Source organism: Agromyces sp. NPDC029043, assembly GCF_055564615.1.
This window is the reverse complement of sequence record NZ_JBVHVX010000004.1, coordinates 1-24,996: the sequence shown is the minus strand read 5'-3', so window position 1 is coordinate 24,996 and position 24,996 is coordinate 1. Positions and strand designations below refer to the sequence as shown.

General features: G+C 71.1%; 23 protein-coding genes. 11 read left to right on the top strand and 12 right to left on the bottom strand.

Going from position 1 to position 24,996, the window contains the following annotated elements:
* Positions 1–107: 107 nt before the first annotated feature.
* The 5 genes from ACZ4TW_RS06935 (at position 108) to ACZ4TW_RS06915 (ending at position 5,918) form a co-directional block, all read left to right on the top strand.
* The gene (locus ACZ4TW_RS06935; RefSeq protein ID WP_465541482.1) at positions 108–1,379 is read left to right on the top strand and encodes an ABC transporter substrate-binding protein; all 1,272 of its coding nucleotides are present in this window, start codon (positions 108–110) and stop codon (positions 1,377–1,379) included.
* 107 nt (positions 1,380–1,486) lie between these two features.
* The gene (locus ACZ4TW_RS06930) at positions 1,487–2,479 is read left to right on the top strand and encodes a carbohydrate ABC transporter permease (protein ID WP_465541480.1); all 993 of its coding nucleotides are present in this window, start codon (positions 1,487–1,489) and stop codon (positions 2,477–2,479) included.
* Positions 2,480–2,481: 2 nt separating this feature from the next.
* Positions 2,482–3,363, top strand: a complete 882-nt coding sequence (locus ACZ4TW_RS06925; protein WP_465541478.1) for a carbohydrate ABC transporter permease — start codon at positions 2,482–2,484, stop codon at positions 3,361–3,363.
* Positions 3,360–4,823, top strand: coding sequence for a GH1 family beta-glucosidase (locus ACZ4TW_RS06920; RefSeq protein WP_465541476.1), 1,464 nt, complete (start codon positions 3,360–3,362; stop codon positions 4,821–4,823). Before ACZ4TW_RS06925 ends, ACZ4TW_RS06920 begins: the two co-directional genes overlap by 4 nt.
* A 69-nt stretch (positions 4,824–4,892) precedes the next feature.
* Positions 4,893–5,918 (top strand): LacI family DNA-binding transcriptional regulator, encoded by a 1,026-nt coding sequence (locus ACZ4TW_RS06915; protein WP_465541474.1) that lies wholly within the window; start codon positions 4,893–4,895, stop codon positions 5,916–5,918.
* 27 nt (positions 5,919–5,945) lie between these two features.
* On the opposite strand, the gene ACZ4TW_RS06910 is transcribed toward ACZ4TW_RS06915, so the two are convergent.
* Entirely contained in the window at positions 5,946–6,821 is an 876-nt protein-coding gene (locus ACZ4TW_RS06910; protein ID WP_465541472.1) for a DNA-methyltransferase, read from the bottom strand.
* Positions 6,822–6,984: 163 nt separating this feature from the next.
* Between ACZ4TW_RS06910 and ACZ4TW_RS06905 the strand changes: the two genes are divergently transcribed.
* A complete protein-coding gene (locus ACZ4TW_RS06905) occupies positions 6,985–7,488 on the top strand; it encodes a flavodoxin family protein (protein ID WP_465541470.1) in 504 nt (167 codons plus the stop codon).
* Between the two features lie 3 nt (positions 7,489–7,491).
* Here the strand turns inward: ACZ4TW_RS06905 and ACZ4TW_RS06900 are convergent, their stop codons facing one another.
* Together ACZ4TW_RS06900 and ACZ4TW_RS06895 are read right to left on the bottom strand one after the other, a co-directional pair.
* Complete coding sequence (locus tag ACZ4TW_RS06900; RefSeq protein ID WP_465541469.1) at positions 7,492–7,812, bottom strand: hypothetical protein; 321 nt, start codon at positions 7,810–7,812, stop codon at positions 7,492–7,494.
* Positions 7,813–7,890: 78 nt separating this feature from the next.
* On the bottom strand, positions 7,891–8,940 hold the full coding sequence (locus tag ACZ4TW_RS06895) for a lipoyl protein ligase domain-containing protein (protein ID WP_465541467.1): 1,050 nt from the start codon (positions 8,938–8,940) through the stop codon (positions 7,891–7,893).
* Between the two features lie 94 nt (positions 8,941–9,034).
* On the opposite strand from ACZ4TW_RS06895, the gene ACZ4TW_RS06890 reads away from it, so the two are divergent.
* Complete coding sequence (locus tag ACZ4TW_RS06890; RefSeq protein WP_465541465.1) at positions 9,035–9,655, top strand: histidine phosphatase family protein; 621 nt, start codon at positions 9,035–9,037, stop codon at positions 9,653–9,655.
* Positions 9,656–9,770: 115 nt separating this feature from the next.
* On the opposite strand, the gene ACZ4TW_RS06885 is transcribed toward ACZ4TW_RS06890, so the two are convergent.
* Genes ACZ4TW_RS06885 through ACZ4TW_RS06870 form a run of 4 tightly spaced genes read right to left on the bottom strand, consistent with a single transcriptional unit; the run spans position 9,771 to position 14,174 of the window.
* Positions 9,771–10,616 (bottom strand): alpha/beta fold hydrolase, encoded by an 846-nt coding sequence (locus tag ACZ4TW_RS06885; RefSeq protein ID WP_465541463.1) that lies wholly within the window; start codon positions 10,614–10,616, stop codon positions 9,771–9,773.
* 56 nt (positions 10,617–10,672) lie between these two features.
* Positions 10,673–11,518, bottom strand: a complete 846-nt coding sequence (locus ACZ4TW_RS06880; protein WP_465541461.1) for a transglutaminase family protein — start codon at positions 11,516–11,518, stop codon at positions 10,673–10,675.
* Complete coding sequence (locus ACZ4TW_RS06875; RefSeq protein ID WP_465541459.1) at positions 11,515–12,444, bottom strand: alpha-E domain-containing protein; 930 nt, start codon at positions 12,442–12,444, stop codon at positions 11,515–11,517. The genes ACZ4TW_RS06880 and ACZ4TW_RS06875 overlap by 4 nt, the downstream gene beginning before the upstream one ends.
* Positions 12,438–14,174: a circularly permuted type 2 ATP-grasp protein gene (locus ACZ4TW_RS06870; protein WP_465541457.1), complete on the bottom strand. Its 1,737-nt coding sequence runs from the start codon at positions 14,172–14,174 to the stop codon at positions 12,438–12,440. Before ACZ4TW_RS06870 ends, ACZ4TW_RS06875 begins: the two co-directional genes overlap by 7 nt.
* A gap of 83 nt (positions 14,175–14,257) precedes the next feature.
* On the opposite strand from ACZ4TW_RS06870, the gene ACZ4TW_RS06865 reads away from it, so the two are divergent.
* The 4 genes from ACZ4TW_RS06865 (at position 14,258) to ACZ4TW_RS06850 (ending at position 19,018) form a co-directional block, all read left to right on the top strand.
* Positions 14,258–14,701 (top strand): MarR family winged helix-turn-helix transcriptional regulator, encoded by a 444-nt coding sequence (locus ACZ4TW_RS06865; protein ID WP_465541455.1) that lies wholly within the window; start codon positions 14,258–14,260, stop codon positions 14,699–14,701.
* A 5-nt stretch (positions 14,702–14,706) separates the two neighbouring features.
* On the top strand, positions 14,707–16,158 hold the full coding sequence (locus ACZ4TW_RS06860; RefSeq protein WP_465541454.1) for an MFS transporter: 1,452 nt from the start codon (positions 14,707–14,709) through the stop codon (positions 16,156–16,158).
* A 418-nt stretch (positions 16,159–16,576) separates the two neighbouring features.
* Complete coding sequence (locus tag ACZ4TW_RS06855) at positions 16,577–18,229, top strand: M20/M25/M40 family metallo-hydrolase (RefSeq protein WP_465541452.1); 1,653 nt, start codon at positions 16,577–16,579, stop codon at positions 18,227–18,229.
* Between the two features lie 240 nt (positions 18,230–18,469).
* Positions 18,470–19,018 (top strand): pyridoxamine 5'-phosphate oxidase family protein, encoded by a 549-nt coding sequence (locus ACZ4TW_RS06850; RefSeq protein WP_465541450.1) that lies wholly within the window; start codon positions 18,470–18,472, stop codon positions 19,016–19,018.
* Positions 19,019–19,100: 82 nt separating this feature from the next.
* On the opposite strand, the gene ACZ4TW_RS06845 is transcribed toward ACZ4TW_RS06850, so the two are convergent.
* From ACZ4TW_RS06845 to ACZ4TW_RS06825, 5 genes are all read right to left on the bottom strand, one after another.
* Entirely contained in the window at positions 19,101–20,114 is a 1,014-nt protein-coding gene (locus tag ACZ4TW_RS06845; protein WP_465541448.1) for a LacI family DNA-binding transcriptional regulator, read from the bottom strand.
* 87 nt (positions 20,115–20,201) lie between these two features.
* Positions 20,202–20,984, bottom strand: a complete 783-nt coding sequence (locus tag ACZ4TW_RS06840) for a nucleotidyltransferase domain-containing protein (RefSeq protein WP_465541446.1) — start codon at positions 20,982–20,984, stop codon at positions 20,202–20,204.
* A 22-nt stretch (positions 20,985–21,006) separates the two neighbouring features.
* Positions 21,007–23,103, bottom strand: a complete 2,097-nt coding sequence (locus ACZ4TW_RS06835) for an alpha-L-rhamnosidase-related protein (protein WP_465541444.1) — start codon at positions 23,101–23,103, stop codon at positions 21,007–21,009.
* A gap of 2 nt (positions 23,104–23,105) precedes the next feature.
* Complete coding sequence (locus ACZ4TW_RS06830; protein ID WP_465541443.1) at positions 23,106–23,936, bottom strand: carbohydrate ABC transporter permease; 831 nt, start codon at positions 23,934–23,936, stop codon at positions 23,106–23,108.
* Positions 23,933–24,871 (bottom strand): carbohydrate ABC transporter permease, encoded by a 939-nt coding sequence (locus ACZ4TW_RS06825; RefSeq protein ID WP_465541442.1) that lies wholly within the window; start codon positions 24,869–24,871, stop codon positions 23,933–23,935. The genes ACZ4TW_RS06830 and ACZ4TW_RS06825 overlap by 4 nt, the downstream gene beginning before the upstream one ends.
* Positions 24,872–24,996: the final 125 nt, after the last annotated feature.

Sequence of the window (24,996 nt, the reverse complement as noted above, 5' to 3'; positions counted from 1 at the left end):
TCGAGCCGATGTCCCTACCATCGGAAACCGCATCGTGAGAGCGCTCTCACTCCTTCTTCAGCGCGCTCGCACGAGCGCCCTGCAAACCCATCCACGCACACAAGGGAGTGACCGTGAATCTCTCACGACGCACCAAGGCGTTCGCGGCCGTCGCCGGCGCCGCATCCTTCGCCCTCATCGCCACCGGCTGCGCCGCGGGCGACCAGACCGCCGACGCCGACGGCCCGGTGGAGCTGACCATCGCCACGTTCAACGACTTCGGCTACACCGACGAGCTCCTCCAGGAGTACATGGACGAGCACCCCGAGGTCACGATCGTCCACAACCGCGCCGCCGAGTCGGGCGACGCGCGCGCCAACTTCTTCCAGAAGCTCGGCAAGGGCGGCCTGGCCGACATCGAGGCCGTCGAGATCGACTGGTTCGCCGAGGCCATGCAGTACTCCGACCTGCTCGCCGAGGCGCCCGACAGCGTCAAGGGCCGGTGGCTCGACTGGAAGGAGGCCGCCGCGACCGACGCCGACGGCCGCCTCGTCGGCTTCGGCACCGACATCGGCCCCCAGGGCATCTGCTACCGCTCCGACCTCTTCCAGGCCGCCGGCCTCCCGACCGACCGCGGCGAGGTCGCCGCGCTGTTCGATGGCGACTGGGAGCACTTCCTCGACGTCGCCGACCAGTACCGTGCAGCCACCGGCAAGCCGATGATCGACTCGGCCAACTCGGTGCTCCAGGGCATCGTGAACCAGATCGAGTACACGTACACGGAGGAGGACGGCACCGTCATCGCCACCGAGAACCCCGAGATCGAGGAGGCGTACAACCTCGTCGTCGAGCGCGCCATCCCGAACTCGGCGTACTCCGGCCAGTGGTCCGACGACTGGTTCGCCTCGATGGCCAACGGCGAGTTCGCCGCGATGCTGTGCCCGGGCTGGATGCTCGGCGTCATCTCGGGCAACGCCGCCGAGGTCACCGGCTGGGACATCGCCGACGTGTTCCCCAACGGCGGCGGCAACTGGGGCGGCTCGTACCTCACCGTGCCGGCCGACGGCGAGAACGTCGAGGCCGCACTCGAGCTCGCCGACTGGCTCACCAGCCCCGAGACGCAGATGAAGGCCTTCGCCAACGCGGGCACCTTCCCCAGCCAGGTCGACGCCCTCGAGGGCGACGAGCTCGCGAGCGCGACGAACGACTACTTCAACGCCGCGCCGACCGGTGAGATCCTCTCGAGCCGTGCCGAAGCCGTGTCGGTGGCCCCGTACAAGGACGCCGACTACTTCAAGTACCACGACGCGCTCCAGAACGCGGTCAACCGCGTCTTCGACGGCGCCGAGGACCAGCAGACCTCGTGGAACACGTGGGTCTCCGAGGTCGAGGCCTTCTAGCCCGGAAGGGTGTGGGGGGGGGGGGGGGGGGGGGCAACACCCCCCCCCCCCCCCCCCCCCCCACCCCCACCCCGCAGCATCCACCTCGCCCCTGAGACGGAGCCATCGTGACCACGACGCAAACCCGCCCCCCAGCGCCGGCGCCCCCGGCCGCGCCGATCGAGCCCGCGCAGCGCCCGGTACGGGTGATCTCGTTCCGCCGGCACCTGAGCCGCTGGGACCTGAAGGTCTCGCCGTACCTCTACATCTCGCCGTTCTTCATCATGTTCGCGGTCGTGGGCCTCTTCCCCATCGCGTACACGGCCGTGATCTCGTTCATGGAGTGGGATTTGGTCCGCAACTCCGGGGAGTTCGTCGGCTTCGACCAGTACGTCTGGATCCTCCAGAACCCGCAGTTCTGGACCGCCCTGCGCAACACCTTCAGCATCTTCCTGCTCTCGAGCGTGCCGCAGCTGGTCGCCGCGGTGTTCATCGCCGCGATGCTCGACCGCAACATCCGAGCCAGGACCTTCTGGCGCATGAGCGTGCTGGTGCCGTTCGTCATGGCGCCGGTCGCCGTCGCCCTCATCTTCAGCAACATGTTCGGCGACAACCACGGCCTCGTGAACACCGTGCTGACCGACCTCGGCCTGCCGGCCGTGCCGTGGCACAAGGACCCGTTCTGGAGCCACGTCGCGATCGCCACGATGGTGAACTTCCGCTGGACCGGCTACAACACCCTGATCCTGCTCGCCGCCATGCAGGCCATCCCCCGCGACTACTACGAGGCCGCCACCGTCGACGGAGCGGGACCCTTCCGGCAGTTCACGTCGATCACGCTCCCCTCGCTCAAGGCGACCCTCATCTTCGTGATCATCACCTCGACGATCGGCGGGCTCCAGATCTTCGACGAGCCGCGCATGTTCGACCACACCGGCGAGGGCGGACCGGCCCAGCAGTGGCTCACGATCACGCTGTTCCTCTACAACATCGGCTGGGGCGAGTGGAACTTCGGCCGCGCGGCGGCGCTGGCCTGGATCCTGTTCCTGATCATCCTCGTCATCGGCCTCATCAACCTGCTCGTCACGAGACGCCTCGTGCGCGACGAAGGGCGGCGATAGCCATGACCGCGACCATCACCACCCCCGGCACCGCAACGCCCGCGCGGACGACCCGCATCCGCGGCAACCGCGCCGGCCTCTGGGTCTACGCCGGCCTCGCCGTCGTGCTGATCGCCTCGCTCTTCCCCTTCTACTGGTCGTTCCTCATCGGGTCGGGCGACTCGACGACGATCAACGACCAGGACTTCTCGTGGTGGCCCGGCGGGAACTTCCTCGCCAACGCGGCGACCGTCGTGAACGACCCGGCCGTGAACTTCTGGCCGGCCCTGTGGAACTCCATCGTGAGCTCGGCGCTGATCGCGGCATCCGTCGTCGTCACCTCGACGCTCGCCGGGTGGGCGTTCGCCAAGCTCCGCTTCCCGGGCTCGAAGGCGCTGCTCGTGTTCGTCGTCGCGACCATGGCCGTGCCGATGCAGCTCGGCGTCGTCCCGCTGTACATCCTGTTCTCCGACCTCGGGTGGACGGGGCAGATCGGGGCGATCATCGTGCCGGCCGTCACGAGCGCCTTCGGCGTGTTCTGGATGACGCAGTACCTGCGGCAGTCGGTGCCCGACGAGCTCATCGAGGCCGCCCGCGTCGACGGCGCATCGATGATCCGCACGTTCTGGACCGTCGGCCTCGTCGCCGCCCGCCCGGCCGCCGCGATGCTCGGCCTGTTCACCTTCGTCACGGCCTGGAACAACTTCTTCTGGCCGTTCATCGTGCTCGACCGCAGCGACCCCACGCTGCCCGTCGCGCTCTCGCTCCTGCAGTCCAACCACTTCGTGGACTACTCGATCGTGCTCGCGGGCGTGCTGCTGTCGACCATTCCCCTCCTCCTGCTGTTCGTCGTCGCCGGCAAGCAGCTCGTCTCAGGAATCATGCAAGGAGCCGTCAAGGGATGACCGTCACCCACCCCGCACCCGCCGCCGCCACGACCACCGCCGCCGTCCGCCGGTTCCCCGAGGGCTTCCTCCTCGGGGCCGCCGCGGCCGCCTACCAGATCGAGGGCGCGGCCCACGAGGGCGGCCGCACCGACTCCATCTGGGACGCCTTCAGCCGCGTGCCGGGCGCAGTGATCAACGCCGACAACGGGGATGTCGCGTGCGACCACTACCACCGCTACCGCGATGACGTCGCCCTCATGCGCCGGCTCGGCCTCGACACCTACCGCTTCTCGACGTCGTGGGCGCGTGTGCGACCCGACGGCGGAGCCGTGAACCCCGAGGGCATCGACTTCTACTCGCGCCTGGTCGACGAGCTGCTCGAAGCCGGCATCCTCCCGTGGCTCACGCTCTACCACTGGGACCTCCCGCAGGCGCTCGAGGAGCAGGGCGGCTGGACGAACCGCGACACCGCGTACCGGTTCCGCGACTACGCGCTCACGATGCACGATGCGCTCGGCGACCGCGTGAAGGTCTGGACGACGCTGAACGAACCGTGGTGCTCGTCGTTCCTCTCGTACACGGCCGGGGCGCACGCGCCCGGGCGGCAGGATGTCGCGGCCGGCCTCCAGGCGGCGCACCACCTCATGCTCGGCCACGGGCTCGCCGTGCAGGCACTGCGCGAGCGCGACGCGTCGCTCGAGCTCGGCATCACGCTGAACCTCACGAACGCCACGCCCGTGGATCCGACGAGCGCCGACGACCTCGACGCCGCGCGCCGGATCGACGGCCAGTTCAACCGGGTCTTCCTCGACCCGATCTTCCGCGGTCACTACGCGGGCGACCTCCTGGCGGACGTCGGGCACCTGGGCCTCCGCGACGTGATCCGGCCCGGCGACCTCGAGGTCATCTCCACGCCGATCGACGCGCTCGGGGTGAACTACTACCACGGTGAGTACGTCAGTGCCGAGCCGCCCACGACGCCGCATGGCGGCGAGGCGCCGACCGATCGCCCGACCCGCTCGCCGTTCCCGGCCGCCGACGGCGTGCACTTCCATTCCCGTGGCCTCCCCCAGACCGTCATGGGCTGGGAGGTCGAACCCGACGGGCTGCGCGAACTGCTCGGCCGCGTGCACCGCGAGTACGCCGGGCCCGCGGGCGTGCGACTCTTCGTCACCGAGAACGGCGCCGCCTACGACGACGAGGTCTCGCCCGACGGCGCGATCCACGACGTCGAGCGCACGGAATTCCTGCTCTCGCACCTCGGTGCCGTCCTCGACGCGATCGACGAGGGCACGCCCGTGCACGGGTACTTCTACTGGTCGATCCTCGACAACTTCGAGTGGGCGTGGGGCTACGACAAGCGGTTCGGCCTCGTCCGCGTCGACTACGACACGCAGGAGCGCACCATCAAGGACAGCGGGCTGGCGTACCAGCGGATCACCCGCGACCGCACCCTGCCCGCGGCATCCGCTCGCTGAACCCGCCGAGCCGACCCGCCGCCGCCCCGGACCGCCGCCTCACCGCCCCTCCGAAATAGACTGACGAGCATGCAGGGGGCGAGCGGGACCGGGGCGCGGCCGTCGGCGCCGACGCTCGAGATGGTCGCGCGCGAGGCGAGCGTGTCGCGCGCGACGGTCAGCCGCGTCGTCAACGGCTCGCCCAAGGTGTCGCCCGAGGTCGTCCGCGCCGTGAACGCGGCGATCGCGAAGCTCAACTACGTGCCCAACCGGGCGGCGCGCTCGCTCGCCAGCCGCACCTCGGGCGCGATCGCGCTCGTCGTGCCCGAGGACACCACCATGTTCTTCGGCGACCCCTACTTCGCCGCGATCGTGCAGGGCATCACGCGCCGGCTCGACACGAGCGAGTACCTGCTGAACCTGCTGCTCTCGACGAGCGACCCCACCCGCAAGACCCTGCGATACCTGCGCTCGGGCGTCGTCGACGGCGCGCTCGTCGTCTCGCACCACGAGGGCGACCACTCGCTGCACGAGGCGGCGCACGAGATGCCGATGGTGTTCGGCGGCCGCCCGCCGAACATCGCCGACGACGACATCTACGTCGACGTCGACAACCTCGAGGGCGGGATGACGGCGACCGAGCGCCTGCTCGCGATCGGTCGCCGCCGCGTCGGCACCATCACGGGCCCGCTCGACATGCCCGCCGCCGTCGACCGGCTCGACGGATTCCGGCGCGCGGTGACGACCGCGGGTGTACCCGACGACGCCGTCGAGACCGCCGACTTCACCGTCGCGGGCGCCGTCGATGCGACCCGCCGCCTGCTCGACCGCGTGCCCGACCTCGACGGGCTGTTCGTCGCGAGCGACCTCATGGCGACCGGTGCGCTCTCGGTGCTCCGCGAGCGCGGCCGCCGCGTGCCCGAGGACATCGCGGTCGTGGGCTACGACGACAGCCCGGCGGCGACGGCGTCGGCGATCCCGCTCACGACCGTGCACCAGCCGTCCGAGCAGATGGGCTACATGATGGCCGACCTGCTGCTGCGCATCCTCGCCGGCGAAGACGTGCCGCACCGCAACATCATGCCGACGCGGCTCGTGCGCCGCGTGTCGGCGTAGCACCTGCGCGGGGTCCTACGTCGTGCGTCACCGGTCGAAGCGCACGTCCCCGGCATCCGCGAACCGTCGCCGCATCACCTCGATCGCCTCGGCGTGCTCGTCGACGAGCACGAAGCGGCGCCCGAGCGAGCGCGCGACGGCGCCTGTCGTGCCCGACCCCGCGAACGCGTCGAGCACCCAGTCGCCCGGCCGGCTCGACGCCTGCACGATGCGGCGCAGCACGCCCTCGGGCTTCTGCGTCGGATAGCCGGTCTTCTCGCGACCGGTCGGCGAGACGATCGTGTGCCACCACACGTCGGTCGGCAGCTTGCCGCGCTCGGCCTTCTCGGGCGTGACGAGGCCGGGCGCCATGTACGGCTCACGATCGACGGCCTCCGAGTCGAACCAGTACCGCTCCGGGTCCTTCACGTACACGAGGATCGTGTCGTGCTTGGTCGGCCAGCGCCGCTTCGACTTGCCCCCGTAGTCGTACGCCCAGATCAGCTCGTTGAGGAAGCACTCGCGCCCGAACAGCGCGTCGAGCAGCACCTTCGCGTAGTGCGCCTCGCGGTAGTCGAGGTGCAGGTAGAGCGTGCCGTCGTCGGCGAGCAGCCGCCACGCCTCGGCGAGCCTCGGCTCGAGGAAGCCCCAGTAGTCGTCGAAGCGATCGTCGTAGCGCATGAGGTCGCCGCGGATGCGCTCGTACCGCTTGCCGGCGAACCCCGTGATGGTTCCGGATGGCTCGGGCGCCGCGACATCCGACCCGCCCTGCCGCACGTGCGTGGTCGACTGGCGCGCCTGGCTCCGCCCCGTGTTGAACGGCGGGTCGAGGTAGACGAGCGTGAAGCGGCCGGCGGGAAGCGTCGGCAGCACGTCGAGGTTGTCGGCGTGGATGATGCGGTCGGGTTCGTCGGCGGCGGCCACCGGTCAAGTCTGCCAGCGGACGGCGCGATGACCGGCCGGCACGTCGGCGTCGGCGGGCGCCCCAGACGCCTGCACGGCCCGATCGGTCGAAGGTCCCTGCCGCCGCGGCATCCGTCGCCGTAACCTGTCGCGCGAGCAGACGGACACGGGACGGGACGGGACCATGCGGGCACTGGTGGTGTACGAGACGATCTGGGGCAACACGGGCGAGCTCGCGAACGCGATCGCCGAGGGGCTTCGCGCGGGTGCCGGCGTCGACACGGTCGAGCTCGTCGAGGCGGCCGACGCGCCGGCGGCGATCGACCCCGACGTCGACCTCGTCGTGGTCGGCGGGCCGACGCACGCCTTCTCGATGACGACCAAGTCGACGCGCGACTCGGCGCGGCAGCAGGGCGCGACGCGGATCCCGGCGGCGGGCATCCGCGAATGGCTCGAGCAGCTGGCGGCGCCGGCCTCGCCCGTCGCGGTCGCGACGTTCGACACGCGGACGGTGCATCCGCGACTGCCGGGGTCGGCCGCGAAGAAGGCGCTCAAGCAGCTCGTCGCGAAGGGGTTCCGGCCCGTCGACAAGCCGAACACGTTCGGGGTGCACGGGTACTCGGGGCCGATCGCCGACGGCGAGGTCGAGCGGGCGCGCGAGTGGGGCGCGACGCTCGTCGACGCGTAGGGGTCAGCGCTCGACGTCGAGGCGGATGCGGCCGCGGAACCGGTCGGGGTCGTCGTCGTCGGCATCGGCCGCGGCGAACGCGATGCCCTTGTCGCCGTCGCCGGGCAGCGGAGCCGGTGCGGGCAGGCGCGACTGCCGATCGAGCTCGACCTGCGCCTCGTACTTGCGCGGGGCGAACACCTCGTCGCCGATCATCATGACGGCGGCGCCCGACGGCTTGCCGCGCTTGGTCTTGTCGGACAGGTCGATCCAGCCGAGGCGGGTCGCGAGGACGCCGAGCACGATCACCGCGCCTCCGATGAGGAGGATCATCCACCAGTCCACCCGGCGATTCTAGACGGAGTGACGACCGCTCACGTTCAGGGGTTCCCCAGCCGCCGCTGCCTCCCGCGCCGCGACCGGTCAGGGGACGCGCTGCAGCCACTCCTCGGTCGCGAACTTCGACGCGACGAGCGCCTCGGCCTCGGCGAGCTCGTCGGGCGTTACCGTGCCGGGCGTCGCGCCGTACAGCTCGGCGAACGTCTGCTTCAGCCGCTCGATGATCTCGGCGCGCGCGAGGCCCGTCTGCGAGCGCAGCGGGTCGACGCGCTTGGCCGCCGACGCGATGCCCTTGTCGCTGATCTTCTCGCGGCCGATGCGCAGCACCTCGAGCATCTTGGCGTTGTCGAGGTCGTAGGCCATGGTCACGTGGTGCAGCACGCCACCCGAGCCGAGGCGCTTCTGCGCGGCGCCGCCGATCTTGCCGGCCGGGCTCGCGATGTCGTTGAGCGGCTGGTACGTCGCCTCGATGCCGAGCGAACGCAGGCCCTGCAGCACCCAGTCGTCGAGGAACGCGTACGAGTCGGCGAAGCTCATGCCCTGCACGAGCTCGGCGGGCACGTACAGCGAGTACGTGACGACGTTGCCCTTCTCCATCATCATCGCGCCGCCGCCCGAGATGCGGCGGACGACGTCGAAGCCGTAGCGCTGCGCGCCATCCGGATCGACCTCGTTCTTCACCGACTGGAACGAGCCGATCACGACGGCCGACTCCTCCCACTCCCAGAAGCGCAGCGTGGGCTTGCGGCGGCCCTCGCCGACGCGCGTCGCGAGCACCTCGTCGAGCGCGAGGTGCACGCGCGGCGGGACGGCGGGGTCGTGCACGATCTCCCACTCGTAGTCGGCCCAGGTCCTGGCATCCGTCAGCGCGCGGCGCACCGCGACCGCGATGGACTCGGGCGAGAACCCGAGCATGACGGCGTCGGGCCGCAGCCCCTTGGCGATCGCCGCGGCGATCTGCTTGGCGTCGGATGCCGCGGGCAGCCCCTCGATCGCCCGGTTGAGGTCGTCGAGCGCCTCGTCGGGTTCGAGGAAGAAGTCGCCTGCAACGCGAACGTTCCGGATCGCGCCGCCGTCGACGTCGAAGTCGACGACCACGAGCTTGCCGCCGGGGACCTTGTACTCACCGTGCATGCGCTCCAGCCTACGGATGCCGCGGCGCGGGCGGTTCCGGCGGGCGTAGGCTCGGCACACGTCCGACCGATCGAGACGGCGAACGGAGGCCGCGATGACGACGCTCTTCCTGGCGCGGCACGGCGAGACCGTGTGGCACGCCGAGCACCGCTACGCGGGCTCGTCCGACGTCGAGCTCACCGACCACGGCCTCGTGCAGGCCGACGAGCTCGGCGCGTGGGCCACCCGGGCGCGGCTCTCGGCGATCGTCGCGTCCCCGCTGCAGCGGGCACGGCTCACCGCGAAGCCGGCGGCGGATGCCACGGGCCTCGAGGCGCGCATCGACCCGCGCCTCGTCGAGATCGACTTCGGCTCCGGCGAGGGGCTCACGCCGGCCGAGCTCGACGAGCGGATGCCGGCCGAGTGGAAGGCGTTCGAACGCCATCCGGCACGCCAACCCATGCCCGCGGGCGAGTCGGGCGTCGAGGGCATCGCCCGCGCGCTACCGGCGCTGCTCGAGCTCGTCGACGAGTTCCCGCACGGGCGCGTGCTCGTCGTGACGCACGCGACGCTCATGCGGCTCGTGCTGTGCGACCTGCTGGGCATCGACCCCGACCGGTACCGCGAGCTGTTCCCCGTGGTCGAGAACTGCGCGCTCACCGACCTCAGGTTCGAGGAGCTCGACGGGCAGCGGCGTGCGCGCCTGCTCGGCTTCAACCTGTCGCCGCGCACCTGACTCCCCGCCCCTCCCTCTACTCTTCTCAGGCCCGGAACGCCGTTCCGGGGCCGTTCTCAGGACGACACGCCGGACCTGCGCGCGACCCGCCGGATAACGCCTGAGAAAGGCAAGGTCAGTCGGCGGCGAAGCGCTCGTCGAGCCAGCGGATGAGGTCGGCCCGCACCTCGTCCTGGTTCGTCTCGTTGAAGAGCTCGTGGCGGGCGCCGTCGTACACGAGGAGCGTCGCATCGAGCAGGTGCGCGCGCCGCAGGTAGTCGTTGAGGAGCGCGCGCGTGCTGCGCTCACCCCCGACGGGGTCGTCGGAACCCACCATGATGAGCAGGGGCAGCTCGCTCGGGATCCGCTTGGAGGGCCGGGTCATCAGCGTGAACGACTGGGGCCAGCCGAAGAGCTGCTGCAGTGTGCGCTGCGTCGTGTACGGGTCGTCGATGAAGTCCCGCGCGACTGCGGGATCGCGGCTCAACCACTCCATGGCCGTGCCGTCGGGCCGCGCGAAGCGCCGGTTGAGATCGCCGATGTTGGTGTAGCCGAGCTGGAGGTAGGCGGTGCCCGTCAGAACGACCCCGTCGTACGACCTGGGGTGCCGGTTCACCAGGTGCTGCGCGATGAACGACCCCCACGAGTGCCCGAGGACCACGAGAGGGACCGACTCCTCCTCGCCGCGGATGATCGACGTGAACTGCTCGACGCCCTCGATGGCCGCCTTCATCCCGCCGACGCCCGGGCGCCCCATCCGCTCGGGATCGCCGCCGTGCTGCTCGAAGCCGGTCTCGCCGTGTCCGCGGTGGTCGTCGGCCCAGACCGAGTACCCGGCCTCGTTGAGCGACGCGACCAGGGCGCCGTAGCGCCGGCGGTGGTCGCCGATGCCGTGGACGAGCTGCACGACCGCCGTGGGATCCGGGACGCGCCAGTGCTCGTAGTGGATGCGCACCCCATACGAATCGGTGAACGTCGGCATGCGTTCATCCTGTCATCGAGGGAGGGCGGGCGGATGTCGCGGCGCGGGCCGCGCGCTCACGCCTCGCGCGTGACCTCGACGGAGACGAACAGTTCGGACGAGCCGGGTCCCGCGTACACGCCGCGCAGCGGCGGCACGTCGCCGTAGTCGCGGCCGCGGCCGACCAGCACGTGCAGCTCGCCGGCCTCGGCGAGGTTGGTGGGGTCGTAGCCGCGCCACGAGCCGGCGAACCATTCGACCCACGCGTGCGACTCCCCCGCGACCGTGACGCCGACGGGCGCCTCACGGTCGGGGTGCAGGTACCCCGACACGTAGCGCGCGGGGATGCCGACCGACCGCAGCGCGCCGATCGCGAGGTGCGCCATGTCCTGGCAGACCCCCTTGCGCTCGGTCCACGCCTCGCGCGCGGTCGAGTTCACCGCGGTGACGCCCGTGACGTACTCGACGGCCTCGCCCATGGCGCGCGAGATCTCGAGCGCGGTCTCGCCGACGGGCAGGCCCTGCGCCGCGATCTCCGCGGCGAGCGCGGCGACCTCGGCGGGCGGCTCCGTGGCATCCGTCTGCGTCGTCAGCTCGACGAACGGCACGCTCGAGGCGCGGATGGCGGCGAGCTCGTCCCACGTGGGCTCGGGCCCGCGCCCGGGGAGCGGCCGCACCTCGACGACGCTCGTGGCCGTGACCGAGAGCTCGCGGTGCGGGGTGAGCACCTCGAACGTCGACACGCGCGTGCCCCAGTAGTCGACGTAGGTGTGCTGCGTCGCACCGGGCCGGATGTCGAGCGACGCGTGCAGCACGAACTGCTCGCCGGCCGAGGACGGCAGCATGCGCGCCTCGTTGTACGACGCGGTCGCGGGCTCGGCGTAGTCGAACCCGGTGCGGTGCACGATGCGCAGGCGGCTCACGAGACCTCCCCGATCCAGACGGGCACGACGCTCGCCGGGAAGTAGCGGTGGCGGATGGCGTCGCTCGCGTCGGAGACGACCTCCTGCACGTGCTCCATGTGCGCGGCCAGGTCGAGCAGGATGTCGCCGATCGGCCGGTACTCGAGCTCCGAGCGGATCTGGCCGAGCAGCCGCTGGGCCTGGTCGGTCACGCCGACGCGGCCGGCGCGCGGGTCGATCTCGCGCAGCGATTCCTCGGCGCGGATGACGCTCGAGATGATCGAGCGCGGGAACAGCCGGTCGAGCAGCAGGAACTCGGCCGCCGACTGCGTGGACGGCACGCCGCGGTAGCTGCGCAGGTACGCCTCGTACCCGCCGCAGCTGCGGAGGATCGTGGTCCAGCTCGGACCGCTCGCCTCCGTGAGCGAGCGCGTGGCGAGCAGGCGCGCGGTCATGTCGGCGCGTTCGATGGAGCGGCCGAGGTTGAAGAAGTGCCACGCCTCGTCACGGCTCGTCGCGGAGTCGACCACGCCGAGCGCGAGTGCGGCGCGGTCGCGCACCCAGCGGAAGAACTCGTGCGTCTTGTCGGATGCCACGTGCCGGGGCATCCGTGCGTTCGTCTGGTTCAGCGCCTCCCACAGCTCGGTCGACACGATCTCGCGGGCGCGGCGGGCGTTCTCGCGCGCCGCCGTGATCGAGTGGGCGATCGAGGCCGGATGGCGCGGGTCGACGGCGAGCTGGGCGATCACGTGGTCGCGGCCGAGCGCGACGTCGTCGTCGGCCTCGCTGCCCATCACGGAGAGCAGGGCGCGGCACGCGGTGTCCTCGTCGATCCACGGGTCCTCGAGGAGGAGCTGCAGGTGCACGTCGAGGATGCGCGCGGTGCCGTCGCTGCGCTCGATGTAGCGGCCGATCCAGAAGAGCGACTCGGCGATGCGGCTCAGCACGATCCCATCTCCTCACGCTCCGACGGCCGAGTGCGCTGCTGCTGCTGTTGCTGTTGCTGTTGCTGTTGCTGTTGTTGTTGCTGCTGCCGGACGGGGGCGTCCTCGTCCTGGGGCGACGACTCGGGGCGGTGGCTGCGATGCGGGGCGGCCTGCTCGACCTCGACGACGGGCGTCGACGCCGTGACCGGAGCGGTGGCCTGGTCGGCGACCACCCCGCCGACGCCGTTGCCGTTGCGGGCGGGCACGAGGCCGGTGATGGGGCCCGTGACGGTCGCGTCATCCAGCACCCAGGTGTCCTTCGAACCGCCGCCTTGGCTCGAATTCACGACGAGCTGCCCCTCGGGCAGGGCGACGCGCGTGAGGCCGCCGGGCAGCACCCACACGTCGTTCCCGTCGTTCACCGCGAACGGCCTGAGGTCGGCGTGGCGGGGACGCATCCCGTCGTCGACGAGCGTCGGAATGGTCGAAAGCTGCACGACCGGTTGCGCGATCCAGCCACGGGGGTCGTTCAGCAGCCGGCCGCGCAGCTCGGCGAGGGTCGACTTCGAGGCATCCGGCCCGACGACCAGGCCCTTGCCGCCCGACCCGTCGACGGGCTTCACGACGAGCTCGTCGAGGCGGTCGAGCACCTCGGCGAGCGCCTCGGGCTCCTCGAGCCGCCAGGTGTCGACGTTCGGCAGGATGGGTTCCTCGCCGAGGTAATAGCGGATGAGGTCGGGCACGTACGTGTAGACGAGCTTGTCGTCGGCCACGCCGTTGCCGACCGCGTTCGCGATCGTGACGTGTCCGAGCCGGGCGGCGAGCATGAGGCCCGGCGCACCGAGCACCGAATCGGGGCGGAACTGCTGCGGATCGAGGAACTCGTCGTCGACGCGGCGGTAGATGACGTCGACGCGCGTCGGGCCGGCGGTCGTGCGCATCCAGACGCGGCCGCCCGAGCAGAACAGGTCGCGGCCCTCGACGAGCTCGACGCCCATGAGCCGGGCGAGCAGCGTGTGCTCGTAGTAGGCGGAGTTGAACACGCCGGGCGTGAGCACCACGACGGTGGGATCGTCGACGCCCTCGGGCGCGCTCGCGCGCAGCGCCTGGAGCAGTCGGTTGGGGTAGTCGCCGACGGGTCGCACACGCATCGACGTGAACAGCTCGGGCAGGGTCTGCGCCATGACGCGCCGGTTCGAGATCACGTAGGAGACCCCGCTCGGCACGCGCACGTTGTCCTCGAGCACGCGCCATGCGCCGACCTCGTCGCGGATGACGTCGATGCCGGCGACGTGGATGCGCACGCCGTTGGCGCTCAGGATCCCGGCCGCCTGGCGGTGGAAGTGGTTCGACGAGCTGATGAGCGCGGCCGGGATGACGCCGTCGCGGATCGCGTGCTGCGGGCCGTAGATGTCGCCGAGGAACCGCTCGAGCGCGCGCACGCGCTGTGCGACGCCCGCCTCCACCACGTTCCACTCCGCGGAGGAGATGACGCGCGGCACGGCATCGAGCGGGAACGGCCGTTCCTCGCCTGCGAAGTCGAACGTGACGCCCTGCGCGAGGTACGAGCTCGCGAGCGCGTCGGTCCGGCCGCGCAGCTCCTCCTGCGTCATGCGCGCGAGCGCGGGATACAGCTCGCGGTACGGCTCGCGCACCGCCCGCGCTCCGGCGGGGAACATCTCGTCCCACGCCGGCGTGCGGGCGCGTCGTCGCGGCCGTGTCGCCACGTATCCGTCGAAGAGGCTGCCCATGACCAGAGCGTTCCAGCCGGGCGTTACCGCGGTGTTTCCGACACGCGGCGAGCGGGTATCGCGGACTTTACTTAGCATGGCTAATGAGTTATGCTAAGTACCTCATGGGGACGATCGCCGAGCAGAGCTCCGCACTGCGCATGGCCACGTTGCGACTCGCCCGCCGACTCCGCGCCGAGCGGGTCGACCCGAGCCTCTCCGACGGCCAGTTCGCCGTGCTGGCCTGGCTCAACAAGCAGGGCCCGCTGACGCTCACACAGCTCGCCGAGCGCGAACGCGTGTCGGCGCCATCCATGAACCGCACGGTCAACTGCCTGGAGGAGACCGGCTACCTCGTGCGCGAGGCCGACGAGGCCGACCGCCGCCGCACCAACATCCGCCTCACCGACTCCGGCCGCGACATCGTCGCGACCACCCTCAAGAAGCGCGACGCGTGGCTGACCACGCGCCTCCGAGACCTGTCGAAGGAGGACCGCGCCACCCTCGCCCGAGCCGCCGAACTGATGGGAGACCTCGCCACCCTGTGAAAGCCATGTTCCGCTCCCTGTCGTCGATCGACTACCGCATCTGGTTCGTCGGCGCCCTCATCTCCAACATCGGCGCCTGGATGCAGGCCACGGCCCAGAGCTGGGTCGTGCTCACCGAGCTGACCGACAACGACGCGCTCGCGGTCGGCATCACCATGGCGCTGCAGTTCGCGCCGCAGCTGCTGCTCGTACCCGTGACCGGCCTGATCGCCGACCGCTTCGAGCGCCGCAAGGTGCTCATGTTCACGCAGTCGGCCATGATGCTGCTGGGCTTCGCGCTCGGCGCGCTGCTCATCCTCGGCCACGCCGAGCTGTGGCACCTCTACGTCTTCGCCGGCCTGCTCGGCATCGCCAACGCGATCGACGTGCCCGCACGCCAGACGTTCGTCGCCGACCTCGTGTCGTCGTCGAACATGTCGAACGCGGTCGCGCTCAACTCGGCGTCGTTCAACGCGGCGCGCATGATCGGTCCGGCGCTCGCGGGCGTGCTCATCGTGCTCGTCGGCACGGGTTGGGTGTTCGTGATCAACGCGGTCACGTTCATCGCCGTGCTGATAGCCCTCGCGAAGCTCAGGGGCTCGAAGCTGCGCCGGATGCCACGGGCTCCCCGTGAGCGCGGCGCCTTCGTCGCGGGCTTCCGCTACGTGGCCGGTCGCCCCGACCTGGTCGTCGTGTTCGTGATGGTGTTCCTCATCGGCGCGTTCGGCATGAACTTCCCGATCTTCTCGTCGACCATGGCGGTCGAGTTCGGGCGCGGCGCGGGCGAGTACGGCCTGCTCTCGTCGATCCTCGCGATCGGCTCGCTCACGGGCGCGCTGCTCGCCGCGAAGCGCGACCGCGCCCGCATCCGGGTGATCATCGCGGCCGTCGCGTTCTTCGGAGTCGCCGCCACGGTCGCGGCCGTGATGCCGACGTACTGGCTGTTCGCGGCATCCACCGTCTTCATCGGCTTCACGATCGTGACGATGCTCACGACAGCGAACGGCTACGTGCAGACCACGACCGACCCGCTCCTGCGCGGCCGCGTGATGGCGCTGTACATGGCGATCCTGTCGGGTGGAACGCCCATCGGCGCGCCCATCGTGGGCGCGGTCGCCAATGCGTGGGGTCCGCGCTGGGCGCTCGGGGTGGCCGCGGCCGCGGCCGGCGTGGCCGCGCTCGTCGGCCTCGCGTGGCTGGTCGTCGCGCGCGGGCTGCGCGTGGTGCGCCATCCGGTCGACGGGCGGATGCCGCGCTTCGGCCTCGCGTACGCCGAGGCGCCGACCGCGGCCATCGCGGTGCCGGTCACGCGCCCGGTCGACGTCATCGAGCGGACCGCGCCGGTCGACGTGATCGATCGGATGGCGCCGACTGACGTCGCCCGGCGCACCGGACCGCTCCCCCTCGCGAAGGACCGCCCGGCCGGGGCGCCACGCACGACGCCGTGCCCGCCCGCGCCCGCGACATCCGGCACCTGATCCCATCTCAACACCCGGCTCGAGTTGTCATGTCCTCCGGGAACCGCACACCGACACCCAGTCGGAAATGGCAACTCGATCAGGAGCGCGGACGGGCTCCTGACAGGACGACCACCCGAGATGCCGGTTGCACGGGGTGCGGGCGGCGCGGAGCCGGTGGAAGTGGCATCTCGGGCGCGAGGCCGCGAAGGTTCGGCTCTCGGTCTCGCAGACGGCGCGCGGCGACGAGGGTGCTGCCTGAACTCCGACGAGCACGCGGCCTGGGCGGCTTGCGCATCCGGTCGCCTCGGAACACCCCTTGACCCGCACGCCCGGCTGTGCCAAGAGTGGTCGGGTGTGCGGCGGACGCCAACCCGGTTCCCGCCGGCATCCCGGACGAAACCCACGCCCGGTTCTGCAACGTCGCAGGGAGGGAAATGTGAAGCACATCAGCAAGGCGACCATCGGGGTGGTGGCGGCCACGGCCGCCATCGCCATGGTCGGCACCAGCGCGAACGCCGCGGTGCCCACGGATACGAGCGCGCTGCGCGAGGCCGTGACATCCGAGGCGATCATGGATCATCTCAACGAACTCCAGCTGATCGCGGACGAGCCCGAGAACGGCGGTACGCGAGCCAGCGGCACGCCCGGCTACGACGACTCGATCGAGTACCTCCGGAACCTGCTCGTCGATGCGGGCTACGAGGTCACCGTGCAGGAGTTCACCTTCAACAAGTTCACCGAGCTGTCCGAGCCCGTGTTCGAGCAGCTCTCTCCGGACGCGACCGTGTACGAGCCCAACGTCGACTTCTACACCGCCGAGTACTCCGGCAGTGGTGACATCGAAGGCGCCGAGCTCCAGGCCGTCGACCTCGTGCTCCCCCCGGGTCCGACCGCGAGCTCCTCGAGCAGCGGCTGCGAGGCGAGCGACTTCGTCGGGTTCGAAGCGGGCAACATCGCGCTCATCCAGCGCGGCACGTGCGACTTCGCGGTGAAGGCCGCGAACGCGTACGACGCGGGCGCAGCGGGCGTCATCATCTTCAACGAGGGCCAGGAGGGTCGCACCGAGACCCTCGCCGCGACCCTCGGCGACCAGTTCAACGACCCGATCCCGGTGATCGGCACCTCGTTCGAGATCGGCAACGACCTCGCGGCGCAGCTCAGCTCGGGCGAGACGGTGGTGATCCGGCTCGTGACCGACACGCTGATCGAACGCGACGTGGCCACGTCGAACCTCATCGCCGAGACGCCGACCGGTCGTGACGACCGGGTCGTCATGGCGGGTGCGCACCTCGACTCCGTGTCGGAGGGTCCCGGCATCGAGGACAACGGAACCGGTTCCGCCGCCCTGCTCGAGATCGCGCTGCAGATGGCCGCGCTCGACATCGAGCCGCGCAACACCGTGCGATTCGCGTGGTGGGGTGCCGAGGAGGCCGGACTGGTCGGATCGCAGTACTACGTCGACTCGCTGACGAAGAAGCAGCGGCAGGACATCCAGCTGTACCTCAACTTCGACATGATCGGCTCGCCGAACTACGCCCGCTTCGTCTACGACGGCAGCGGCGGGGCGTTCGGCACCAAGGGCCCGACCGGCAGCGCGAACATCCAGCGGGTCTTCGAGGACTACTTCGCCTCGCAGGGCCTCGAGTCCGAGCCGACGGAGTTCGACGGTCGTTCCGACTACGACGCGTTCATCAGCTCGGGCATCCCGGCCGGCGGCCTGTTCACCGGCGCCGAGGATGCCAAGACGGCCGACCAGGTCGCCGATTACGGCGGCCTCGCGACCTATGACGGTGAGCCCGTGTCGTACGACCCGTGCTACCACCAGGCCTGCGACAGCATGGACCCGATCGGCGATGGCGCGGACGCAGGCCTCTACGAGGCGCTGAACGCGGAGTACGACGGCGCGCTCGAGTACAACGACGTGATCACCAACGTGAACACGCTCGCGCTCGAGGAGATGTCGGATGCCGCCGCGCACGCGATCCTCACGTTCGCGATGTCGACGGCCTCGGTGAGCGGCACGGCGAAGGCCTCGCCGAACGCCGCCGTGCACGCCGGCGAGCGACTGGGCTCGCACTTCCGGCGCTGACGCGCTGACGCCCTGACCCCGAACCCGATCGGCCTCCCGCGCACCGCGTGCGGGAGGCCGATCGGCGTCTCCCTACAGCAGGGCCAGGTCGACGACGGGGAGAACCCTGACGCCGTGGCCCTGGCCGAGCAGATCATCGAGTCGCCGACCGAGGAGATCGCCACCATGCAGGGGCTCCTCGACTCGCTCTGACCTGATCGGTCCAGTTGCGTTCCCACTGCTGCGAATCGAGGGACGATGATGACCAACCGAACCGGCACGGCGCGCGTGACGCCCGCGCTCGTGATCGAGCAGATCCGCCGGCAGCACTTCGCGGTGCTGTCCACCGTCGGGAAGGATGGCGCCCCGCACTCGGCAGGGGTGAACTACGGTTCCACGCGCGACGGCGATCCCTTCGCGCTGTACGTCATGACCCGCCGTCACCTGCTGAAGGCCCGCAACATCGCGTCCGATCCGCGGGTGTCGCTGGTGATCCCGATCCCCCGACCCGCGCTCACCTTCCTTCCGCCTGCGACCATCCAGCTGCACGGACGCGCCCAGCTGCTGAACTGGGACGATGCCGCCGGAACCCGCGTGTTCGAGGACTTCTGGATGGGACGCCGGATCCTTCGGGGCTATGCGCGCGCCCGGGAACGCGGCGAGACGCGGGTGTGCTTCGTGCGGATCATCCCCGATCCGAAGGTGCACACGTACATGGTCGGCTACCGGATCTGGGAGGTGCGCCGGAACATGGAGGTCGGCTCGGGCGATGTCCACCTGGACCGTGCAGGTGGGGCCCGCTTCTCGTAGCCGAGGCAGCAGCGACGGTGGACGGCGGCGCTGGAACCCAGCGTGCCCGCGTCGGCTGGCGTTCTCGACGACGCCTCGAGCGCTACGCGGGCGCTCGCGTCGACTCGCGCACGACGAGCTCGGGCTGGAACTGCACCTGGTCGGGCGCGAACTCGGCGCCGTCGCGCGCTTCGCGGAGGAGCAGGTCGACGGCCGTGTAGCCGATCAGCCAGGCCGGCTGCCGGATGGACGAGAGCGGCACCACCGCGGCCTGCGCGAAGTCGATGTCGTCGTAGCCGATGAGCGCGATTTCGTCGGGCACGCGCGTGTCGCCCAGCATCACGAGCGCCTGGAGCACGCCCATCGCGAGGAGGTCGTTGGCCGCGAACACCGCATCGGGGCGGTCTTCCGGCGCGCGTTCGCGGATGCGCTCGCCCGCGGCCCGCCCCTCGAGCACCGTGGTCGACTCGGTCGGGATCACCTCGAGCGTGATCCCGGGCCGCTCGGCGGCGGCGCGCCGCGCTCCCTCGAGGCGGTCGGCGACCTGGCGGATGCTCGTCGGCCCGCCCACGAACGCGATCCGCCGGCGACCGGACTCGACGAGGTGGCGCACCGCCTGCGCCCCGCCCACGACGTCGTCGACGGCGACCGAGGAGAAGCTCCGGTCCTCGGCCTCGCGATCGACGAGCACCACCGGAACGCCGCGCTTCCGGAGCCGCGCGAGACGCGGCAGGTCGTCGGCCAGCGGCGAGATGAGCACGCCGTGCACGCGCTGCTCCTCGAACAGGTCGAGGTAGGCGCGTTCGCGGTCGGCGTTCTCGTCGCTGTTGCCGAGCAGGATCGTCATGCCGTCCTCCGCGGCGCGGTCCTCGGCGCCGCGCGCGACATCCGTGAAGAACGGGTTGCGCACGTCGAGCACGACCAGGCCGATCGATCGGCTGCGACCGGCGCGCAACTGGCGCGCGGCGTCGTTGCGCACGAAGCCGAGCTCGTCGATGGCGGCGAGCACGCGCGCGACCGTGTCGGGCGCGACCTTCTCGGGACGGTTCAGCACGTTCGAGACGGTGCCGACCGAGACGGATGCCGCGGCCGCGACGTCGCGCACGCTCACTGCCATGCCCGTCCTCCTGTCATCACCGGGCCGCGCCCGGTCCTTCCATGATCGCAGTCCCCGCCGCGCCCGAAGCGGAGCCGCACCGCCGGATCAGCGGTACTCGGGCGGCGGCTCGCCGGACAGCCAGGCGAGCTCATTGTCCCGGATGAACGTCGAGAGCGTGGCGTCGGGGTCGGTCTCGGGACCGAGCCACGACTCGAGCGACCCGAGCAGCCGCGCGCCCGATGCGGCGCCGGGCGCGGCGAGGAGCTGCCGCCAGCGGTCGAGGAATCCGTCGGGCAGCTCCAGGCGCTCGAGGGTGGCCGCGACGTACTTGGGCCCGCGCAGGAGCGTCCGCCGTTCCGCCAGCGCCGCGCGCGCCGCGGCGAGCGCGAGGTGGGTCGACGCGTGCGCCCTCAGGAACGGGTCATCACGGGACTCGGCCTGCGGGAGGAAGTAGCCGCCGTGGATGCGCGCCTGTGCGAGCTGCGAACGGACCGCGGCATCCCACGCCGCGTCGGGGCGTCGCACGATGGCGTCGAGCGTGCCGCGAAGCCCGTCGATGCGGGCGTACGCGATGCGCGCGCCCTCGAACGACGCGCGCATCGGATCATCGCCCGATGCGGCGGCGGTCGCGAGCACGGTCGGGCTCGCGAGCTTCACGTCCACGTAGCCGCCGGCGTAGTGCGCGGCGTGCGGCTCGACCCACGAGATCCGGTTGCGGGCGAGGGCCGCGTCGAACGCGTCGTCGTCCACGACGAGGTAGACGTCGACGTCGGAGTCGGGCCGTTCGGAGCCGCAGGCGACCGAGCCGACGGCGATCACGGCGAGGGTCCGAGCATCGCGGCGCACGGAGTCGACGTAGTCGCGGAGGGTGCGTTCGTGGTGCTCCATGCGTCGCGCTCCCCTCGGTCCATCAGCTCGCGGTGGTCGCGGCGCGCTCGGGGCCATCCGACTCGGCGAGCGCCCACACGACGAGCGCCGGTCCGTGGTCGACGCGGTCGCCCCGCACGAGCGCGGTGCCCGCCGGAACCTCGACCTCGACGCGGCGTGCGCCCGTGTCGGCGCCGGCCCGCACCACGATGTCGCCGGTCGGCGCGGGCACGACCACCGCGGCCCAGTCCAACCCGCCCAGCCGCGGCGACACCTCGAACCGCGCCCAGCCGTCGGCGAGCGGGCGCAGACCGAGTACCGCCTCGGGCAGGAGGGCGGCGGGCCCGGCCGACCACGCGTGGCAGAGGCTGCGACCGAACGGGCGGCCGTACATCTCGAGCGGCGACCCGTCCGTCGCCGCCTCCTCCCAGAAGGTGCCGGGGCCCGCGTCGAGCATCGGGCCCCAGAGGTCGCGCACCTCCGCGAGAGCGGCATCGGCTTCGCCCGCGGCGAGCAGCGCCCGCAGCCGGAACGCCGTCATGAACGGCGTGCCGGCGGTGCGGCCGCGGATCGCCTCCACGACGCCGGCCGGGACGCCGTCGTCGTGGAGCCCGGCCAGCACCGCGAGGAAGTTCGCGTACGGCGCTTCCGACGCGCCCTCGTCGGCGTCGAGGTAGTCGGCCCACCGGCCCGCCCGCGCGAGCCACCCGCGCGCGCGAACCGTCGCCTCGACGCTGTCGGCGAGCCGGCCCCACCGGGTCGCGCCCGCGTGGCCGGCCCGCGCGAGCACGCGCTCGGCGCTGCGCAGGGCCCACGCCCACAGCATCTGCAGGGCGACCGGGTCGCGCCCATCCTCGAGCGCGAGCCCCCAGTCGAGGAACACCGAGCCCGGCCCGGAGTCCGCGAACCCGCCTCGCTGCGCCTCGGGTCGGAAGATCCCGCGGTCGTCGGCGTGGCGCGCGAGGTCGGCGACGAACGCGTCGATCCGTTCCGCCTCGCGCACCGCGTGCGCGACGTCGCCGAAGTACCGCACGTACTGGTCGGTGTTCACGACCCACCACAGCGAGTAGTCGGCGATGCCGTTGACGTAGCCGTGGTCGGGCCGCCCGAGCGCGACGAGACCGTCGGCGACCGCCTGCGCGTCGCCCAGCGCGAACGCGTTCGCGAGCGTGCTGAGCGCCTGGTCACCGGCCCACGGCATCCGGTCGCGCTTGATGCCGTCGATCATGAGCCCCTGGTCGCAGAGCCGCAGGGTGTACTGGGCCGTCGCCCAGATGCGCGTCAGCCGGTCGTCGGAGCAGGCGAACGCGCCGGGCCGATCGAGGGGTGCGACCTCGGCGAGCACGGGGATCGCGGCGGGCGCGTCATCCGTCGCCACCGCCAGGTACCTGAAGCCGAGCGGATGTCGCGTGGTCCAGCCGCGGCCCGGCGACTGCCGCACGACGTCGTGCCGGGTCTCGCGCTCGGACTCGGGTGCGAGCGCTTCGGCACGGCTCTCGCCGCTGCCCACCACCGGCTCGAGATCTACGGCGAGGACCGGGCGGCCGAGCACCGGCGCGCCGACGTCGTACAGGCCGTCGGCCGCGCGGACGGCCGCGACCTGGACGGTGCCCGGCGGCTCGAGGTGGGGCGCGTGCACCCCGCCGGGCCGCGTGGCGATGGCCTCGAAGACGCCGTCGACGCTCGCCGCCCATTCCCCGAGCGGCGCGCCGACGGGCACGCCGACCGCCGCGACGCCGCCGGGCTCGGCCATCACGTCGAATTCGACGGTCGTACCCGGGCCCGCCAGGCGCACCTCGACGCCGTCGCCGACGACGCGCACCGCGTCGGCCGTCGGCTCCGCGACATCCGCTCGCCCCGACACGCGCACGTGCACCGCGCCGGCGCCCGTCGCGACCGCCCGGAACCGCACCCGCGCGACCGGCCGGCCGTGGTTGCGCGGGTAGTGCACGTGCCGGTTCGCGGCGAAGCCGTCGTCGACCAGGCGCACGAGCAGCCCCAGCGGGTACTGGTCGCGTCCGTAGGCCCAGTCGTGATCGGCGGCGCGCGGCACCACGACGGCGTCGTCGAACGGCTGCGGCGAGCGCGCGCGCACCCACCGCCGCAGCTCATCGGCCGAGCGCGGCGGCGCCTCCCCCACGGTCAGCCCTTCACGGCGCCGGACGTCATGCCCGCGACGATCTGGCGCTGGAAGAAGATGTACATGATGAGCGGCGGGATGGTGATGAGCAGCACGTTCGCGAAGAGCAGGTTGAACGAGCTCACCGACTGCGAGATGTAGTTGAACGTGGTCAGCTGGACCGTCGCGTTCTCGTCGCCCGGTGCGAAGTAGAGCGCGAACGTGAAGTCGTTGAAGACCGAGACGGCCTGCACGACGATAACGGTCACGATCACCGACTTCAGCAGCGGGAAGATCACGCGGAAGAAGAGCTTGATCGGGCCGGCACCGTCGATGATCGCGGCCTCGTCGAGCTCGCGCGGGATCGTCGCGACGAACGCCCGGAAGAGCAGGATGCAGAACGAGAGTCCGAACGCCACATGCACCGCGATGAGGCCCGGGATGGACTTGAACAGCTCGAGCCCCTGCAGCACCCAGATCGTCGGGACCACGGCGGGCGGGATGATGAGCCCGGCCAGCACGAGGCCGTTGACGAGCGGGTTCCAGCGCGACTTCCGGCGCTGCAGCACGTAGCCGACCATCGCGCCGAGCACGACCATGATCGTGACGGCGGCGACGGTGAGGATCGTGCTGTTGATGAACGCGCGGACGAGGACGAAGTCGCGGTTCTGCAGCACGGTGGCGATGTTCTCGAAGAACACCCATTCGGTCGGCCACGTGAACTCGAGGAAGGCGGACTCGGCCTGCGTCTTGCCCGCCGTGAACACGATGAACAGGAAGGGGACGATGAAGATCACGAGGGCGACGAGGATCGCGGCGACGCCGCCGCCGACTCGCCAGAGCCGATTGGTCATCGGTCGTCCTCCTTCCGGTTGAGCCACCACGAGAGCGGGAAGATGATGGCGGCGACCACGACGAAGAGCACGACGTTGCCCGCGGTCGAGAGGCCGAAGAAGCCCGCCTGGTACTGCTTGTAGATGACCGACGCGAGCACGTCGCTCGTGAAGCCCGGTCCGCCGCCGGTCATCGCCCAGATCAGGTCGAACGAGCGGAGGCCGCCGATGAGCGAGAGCAGCACGACCGTGACGGTCGCCGGCCGGAGCAGCGGCAGCGTGATGTGGCGGAAGTTGTTCCACGCCCCGGCGCCGTCGACCTTCGCGGCCTCGTAGTACTCCTGCGGGATGGCGACCATGCCGGCGATGTAGATGAGCGTGGCGAGGCCGACGCCCTTCCAGATGTCGACGAGCGCGACCGAGATCAGGGCGAGCGACGGATCGGTGAGCCACGCGGGACCCTCGATGCCGATCAGGGCGAGCGACTCGTTGATCGGCCCGTCGAACGGATCCATGAGGACCTTGAACAGGATGCCGACGCCGATCGTGCTCACGAGCACCGGGAAGAAGATGGTCGCCCGGAGGAACCCGCGTGCGATGATCTGCGAGCTCAGGAAGACGCCGAGCAGCAGGCCGAGCACCACCTTCGCACCAGACGTCAGGAACGCGTAGATGAAGGTGTTGACGAAGCCGGTGACGAGCTGCGGCTCCTGGAAGAAGCGCACGAAGTTGTCGAAGCCGATGAACTCGACGTCGAACAGCGTCCAGCGCGTGAGCGAGAAGTAGAACGACGCGACCGTCGGGATGAGGAACAGCACGACGTAGAACACGCCGGCGGGGATGAAGAACCACGTGGGGTACGGGCTCTTCATGGGCTTGCGCTTCCGCGGTGCCGACGGCGTCGTCGCCCCCGAGCCCTCGGTCGCGGTGCGGCCTGGGGCCGTCGCGGTGGTCATGGTGTATCTCCCGGATATGGCCGCGGGGGGGGGGGGGGGGGGGGGGGGGGGGGGGGGGGGGGTGGGGGGGGGGGGGGGGGGGGGGGAGTGGGCTCAGCACTGCTGGGTTGTTTTCTTTTCTCTGC

Bases quoted from the DNA above. Each gene is read 5' to 3' on its own strand.
- ACZ4TW_RS06860 (WP_465541454.1), top strand. From the start codon at position 14,707: ATGTTCCGCTCCCTGTCGTCGATCGACTACCGCATCTGGTTCGTCGGC.
- ACZ4TW_RS06925 (WP_465541478.1), top strand. From the start codon at position 2,482: ATGACCGCGACCATCACCACCCCCGGCACCGCAACGCCCGCGCGGACG.
- ACZ4TW_RS06870 (WP_465541457.1), bottom strand. From the start codon at position 14,174: ATGGGCAGCCTCTTCGACGGATACGTGGCGACACGGCCGCGACGACGC.
- ACZ4TW_RS06845 (WP_465541448.1), bottom strand. From the start codon at position 20,114: ATGGCAGTGAGCGTGCGCGACGTCGCGGCCGCGGCATCCGTCTCGGTC.
- ACZ4TW_RS06885 (WP_465541463.1), bottom strand. From the start codon at position 10,616: ATGCCGACGTTCACCGATTCGTATGGGGTGCGCATCCACTACGAGCAC.
- ACZ4TW_RS06840 (WP_465541446.1), bottom strand. From the start codon at position 20,984: ATGGAGCACCACGAACGCACCCTCCGCGACTACGTCGACTCCGTGCGC.
- ACZ4TW_RS06850 (WP_465541450.1), top strand. From the start codon at position 18,470: ATGACCAACCGAACCGGCACGGCGCGCGTGACGCCCGCGCTCGTGATC.
- ACZ4TW_RS06865 (WP_465541455.1), top strand. From the start codon at position 14,258: ATGAGTTATGCTAAGTACCTCATGGGGACGATCGCCGAGCAGAGCTCC.
- ACZ4TW_RS06905 (WP_465541470.1), top strand. From the start codon at position 6,985: ATGCGGGCACTGGTGGTGTACGAGACGATCTGGGGCAACACGGGCGAG.
- ACZ4TW_RS06830 (WP_465541443.1), bottom strand. From the start codon at position 23,936: ATGACCAATCGGCTCTGGCGAGTCGGCGGCGGCGTCGCCGCGATCCTC.
- ACZ4TW_RS06920 (WP_465541476.1), top strand. From the start codon at position 3,360: ATGACCGTCACCCACCCCGCACCCGCCGCCGCCACGACCACCGCCGCC.
- ACZ4TW_RS06890 (WP_465541465.1), top strand. From the start codon at position 9,035: ATGACGACGCTCTTCCTGGCGCGGCACGGCGAGACCGTGTGGCACGCC.
- ACZ4TW_RS06825 (WP_465541442.1), bottom strand. From the start codon at position 24,871: ATGACCACCGCGACGGCCCCAGGCCGCACCGCGACCGAGGGCTCGGGG.
- ACZ4TW_RS06915 (WP_465541474.1), top strand. From the start codon at position 4,893: ATGCAGGGGGCGAGCGGGACCGGGGCGCGGCCGTCGGCGCCGACGCTC.
- ACZ4TW_RS06895 (WP_465541467.1), bottom strand. From the start codon at position 8,940: ATGCACGGTGAGTACAAGGTCCCCGGCGGCAAGCTCGTGGTCGTCGAC.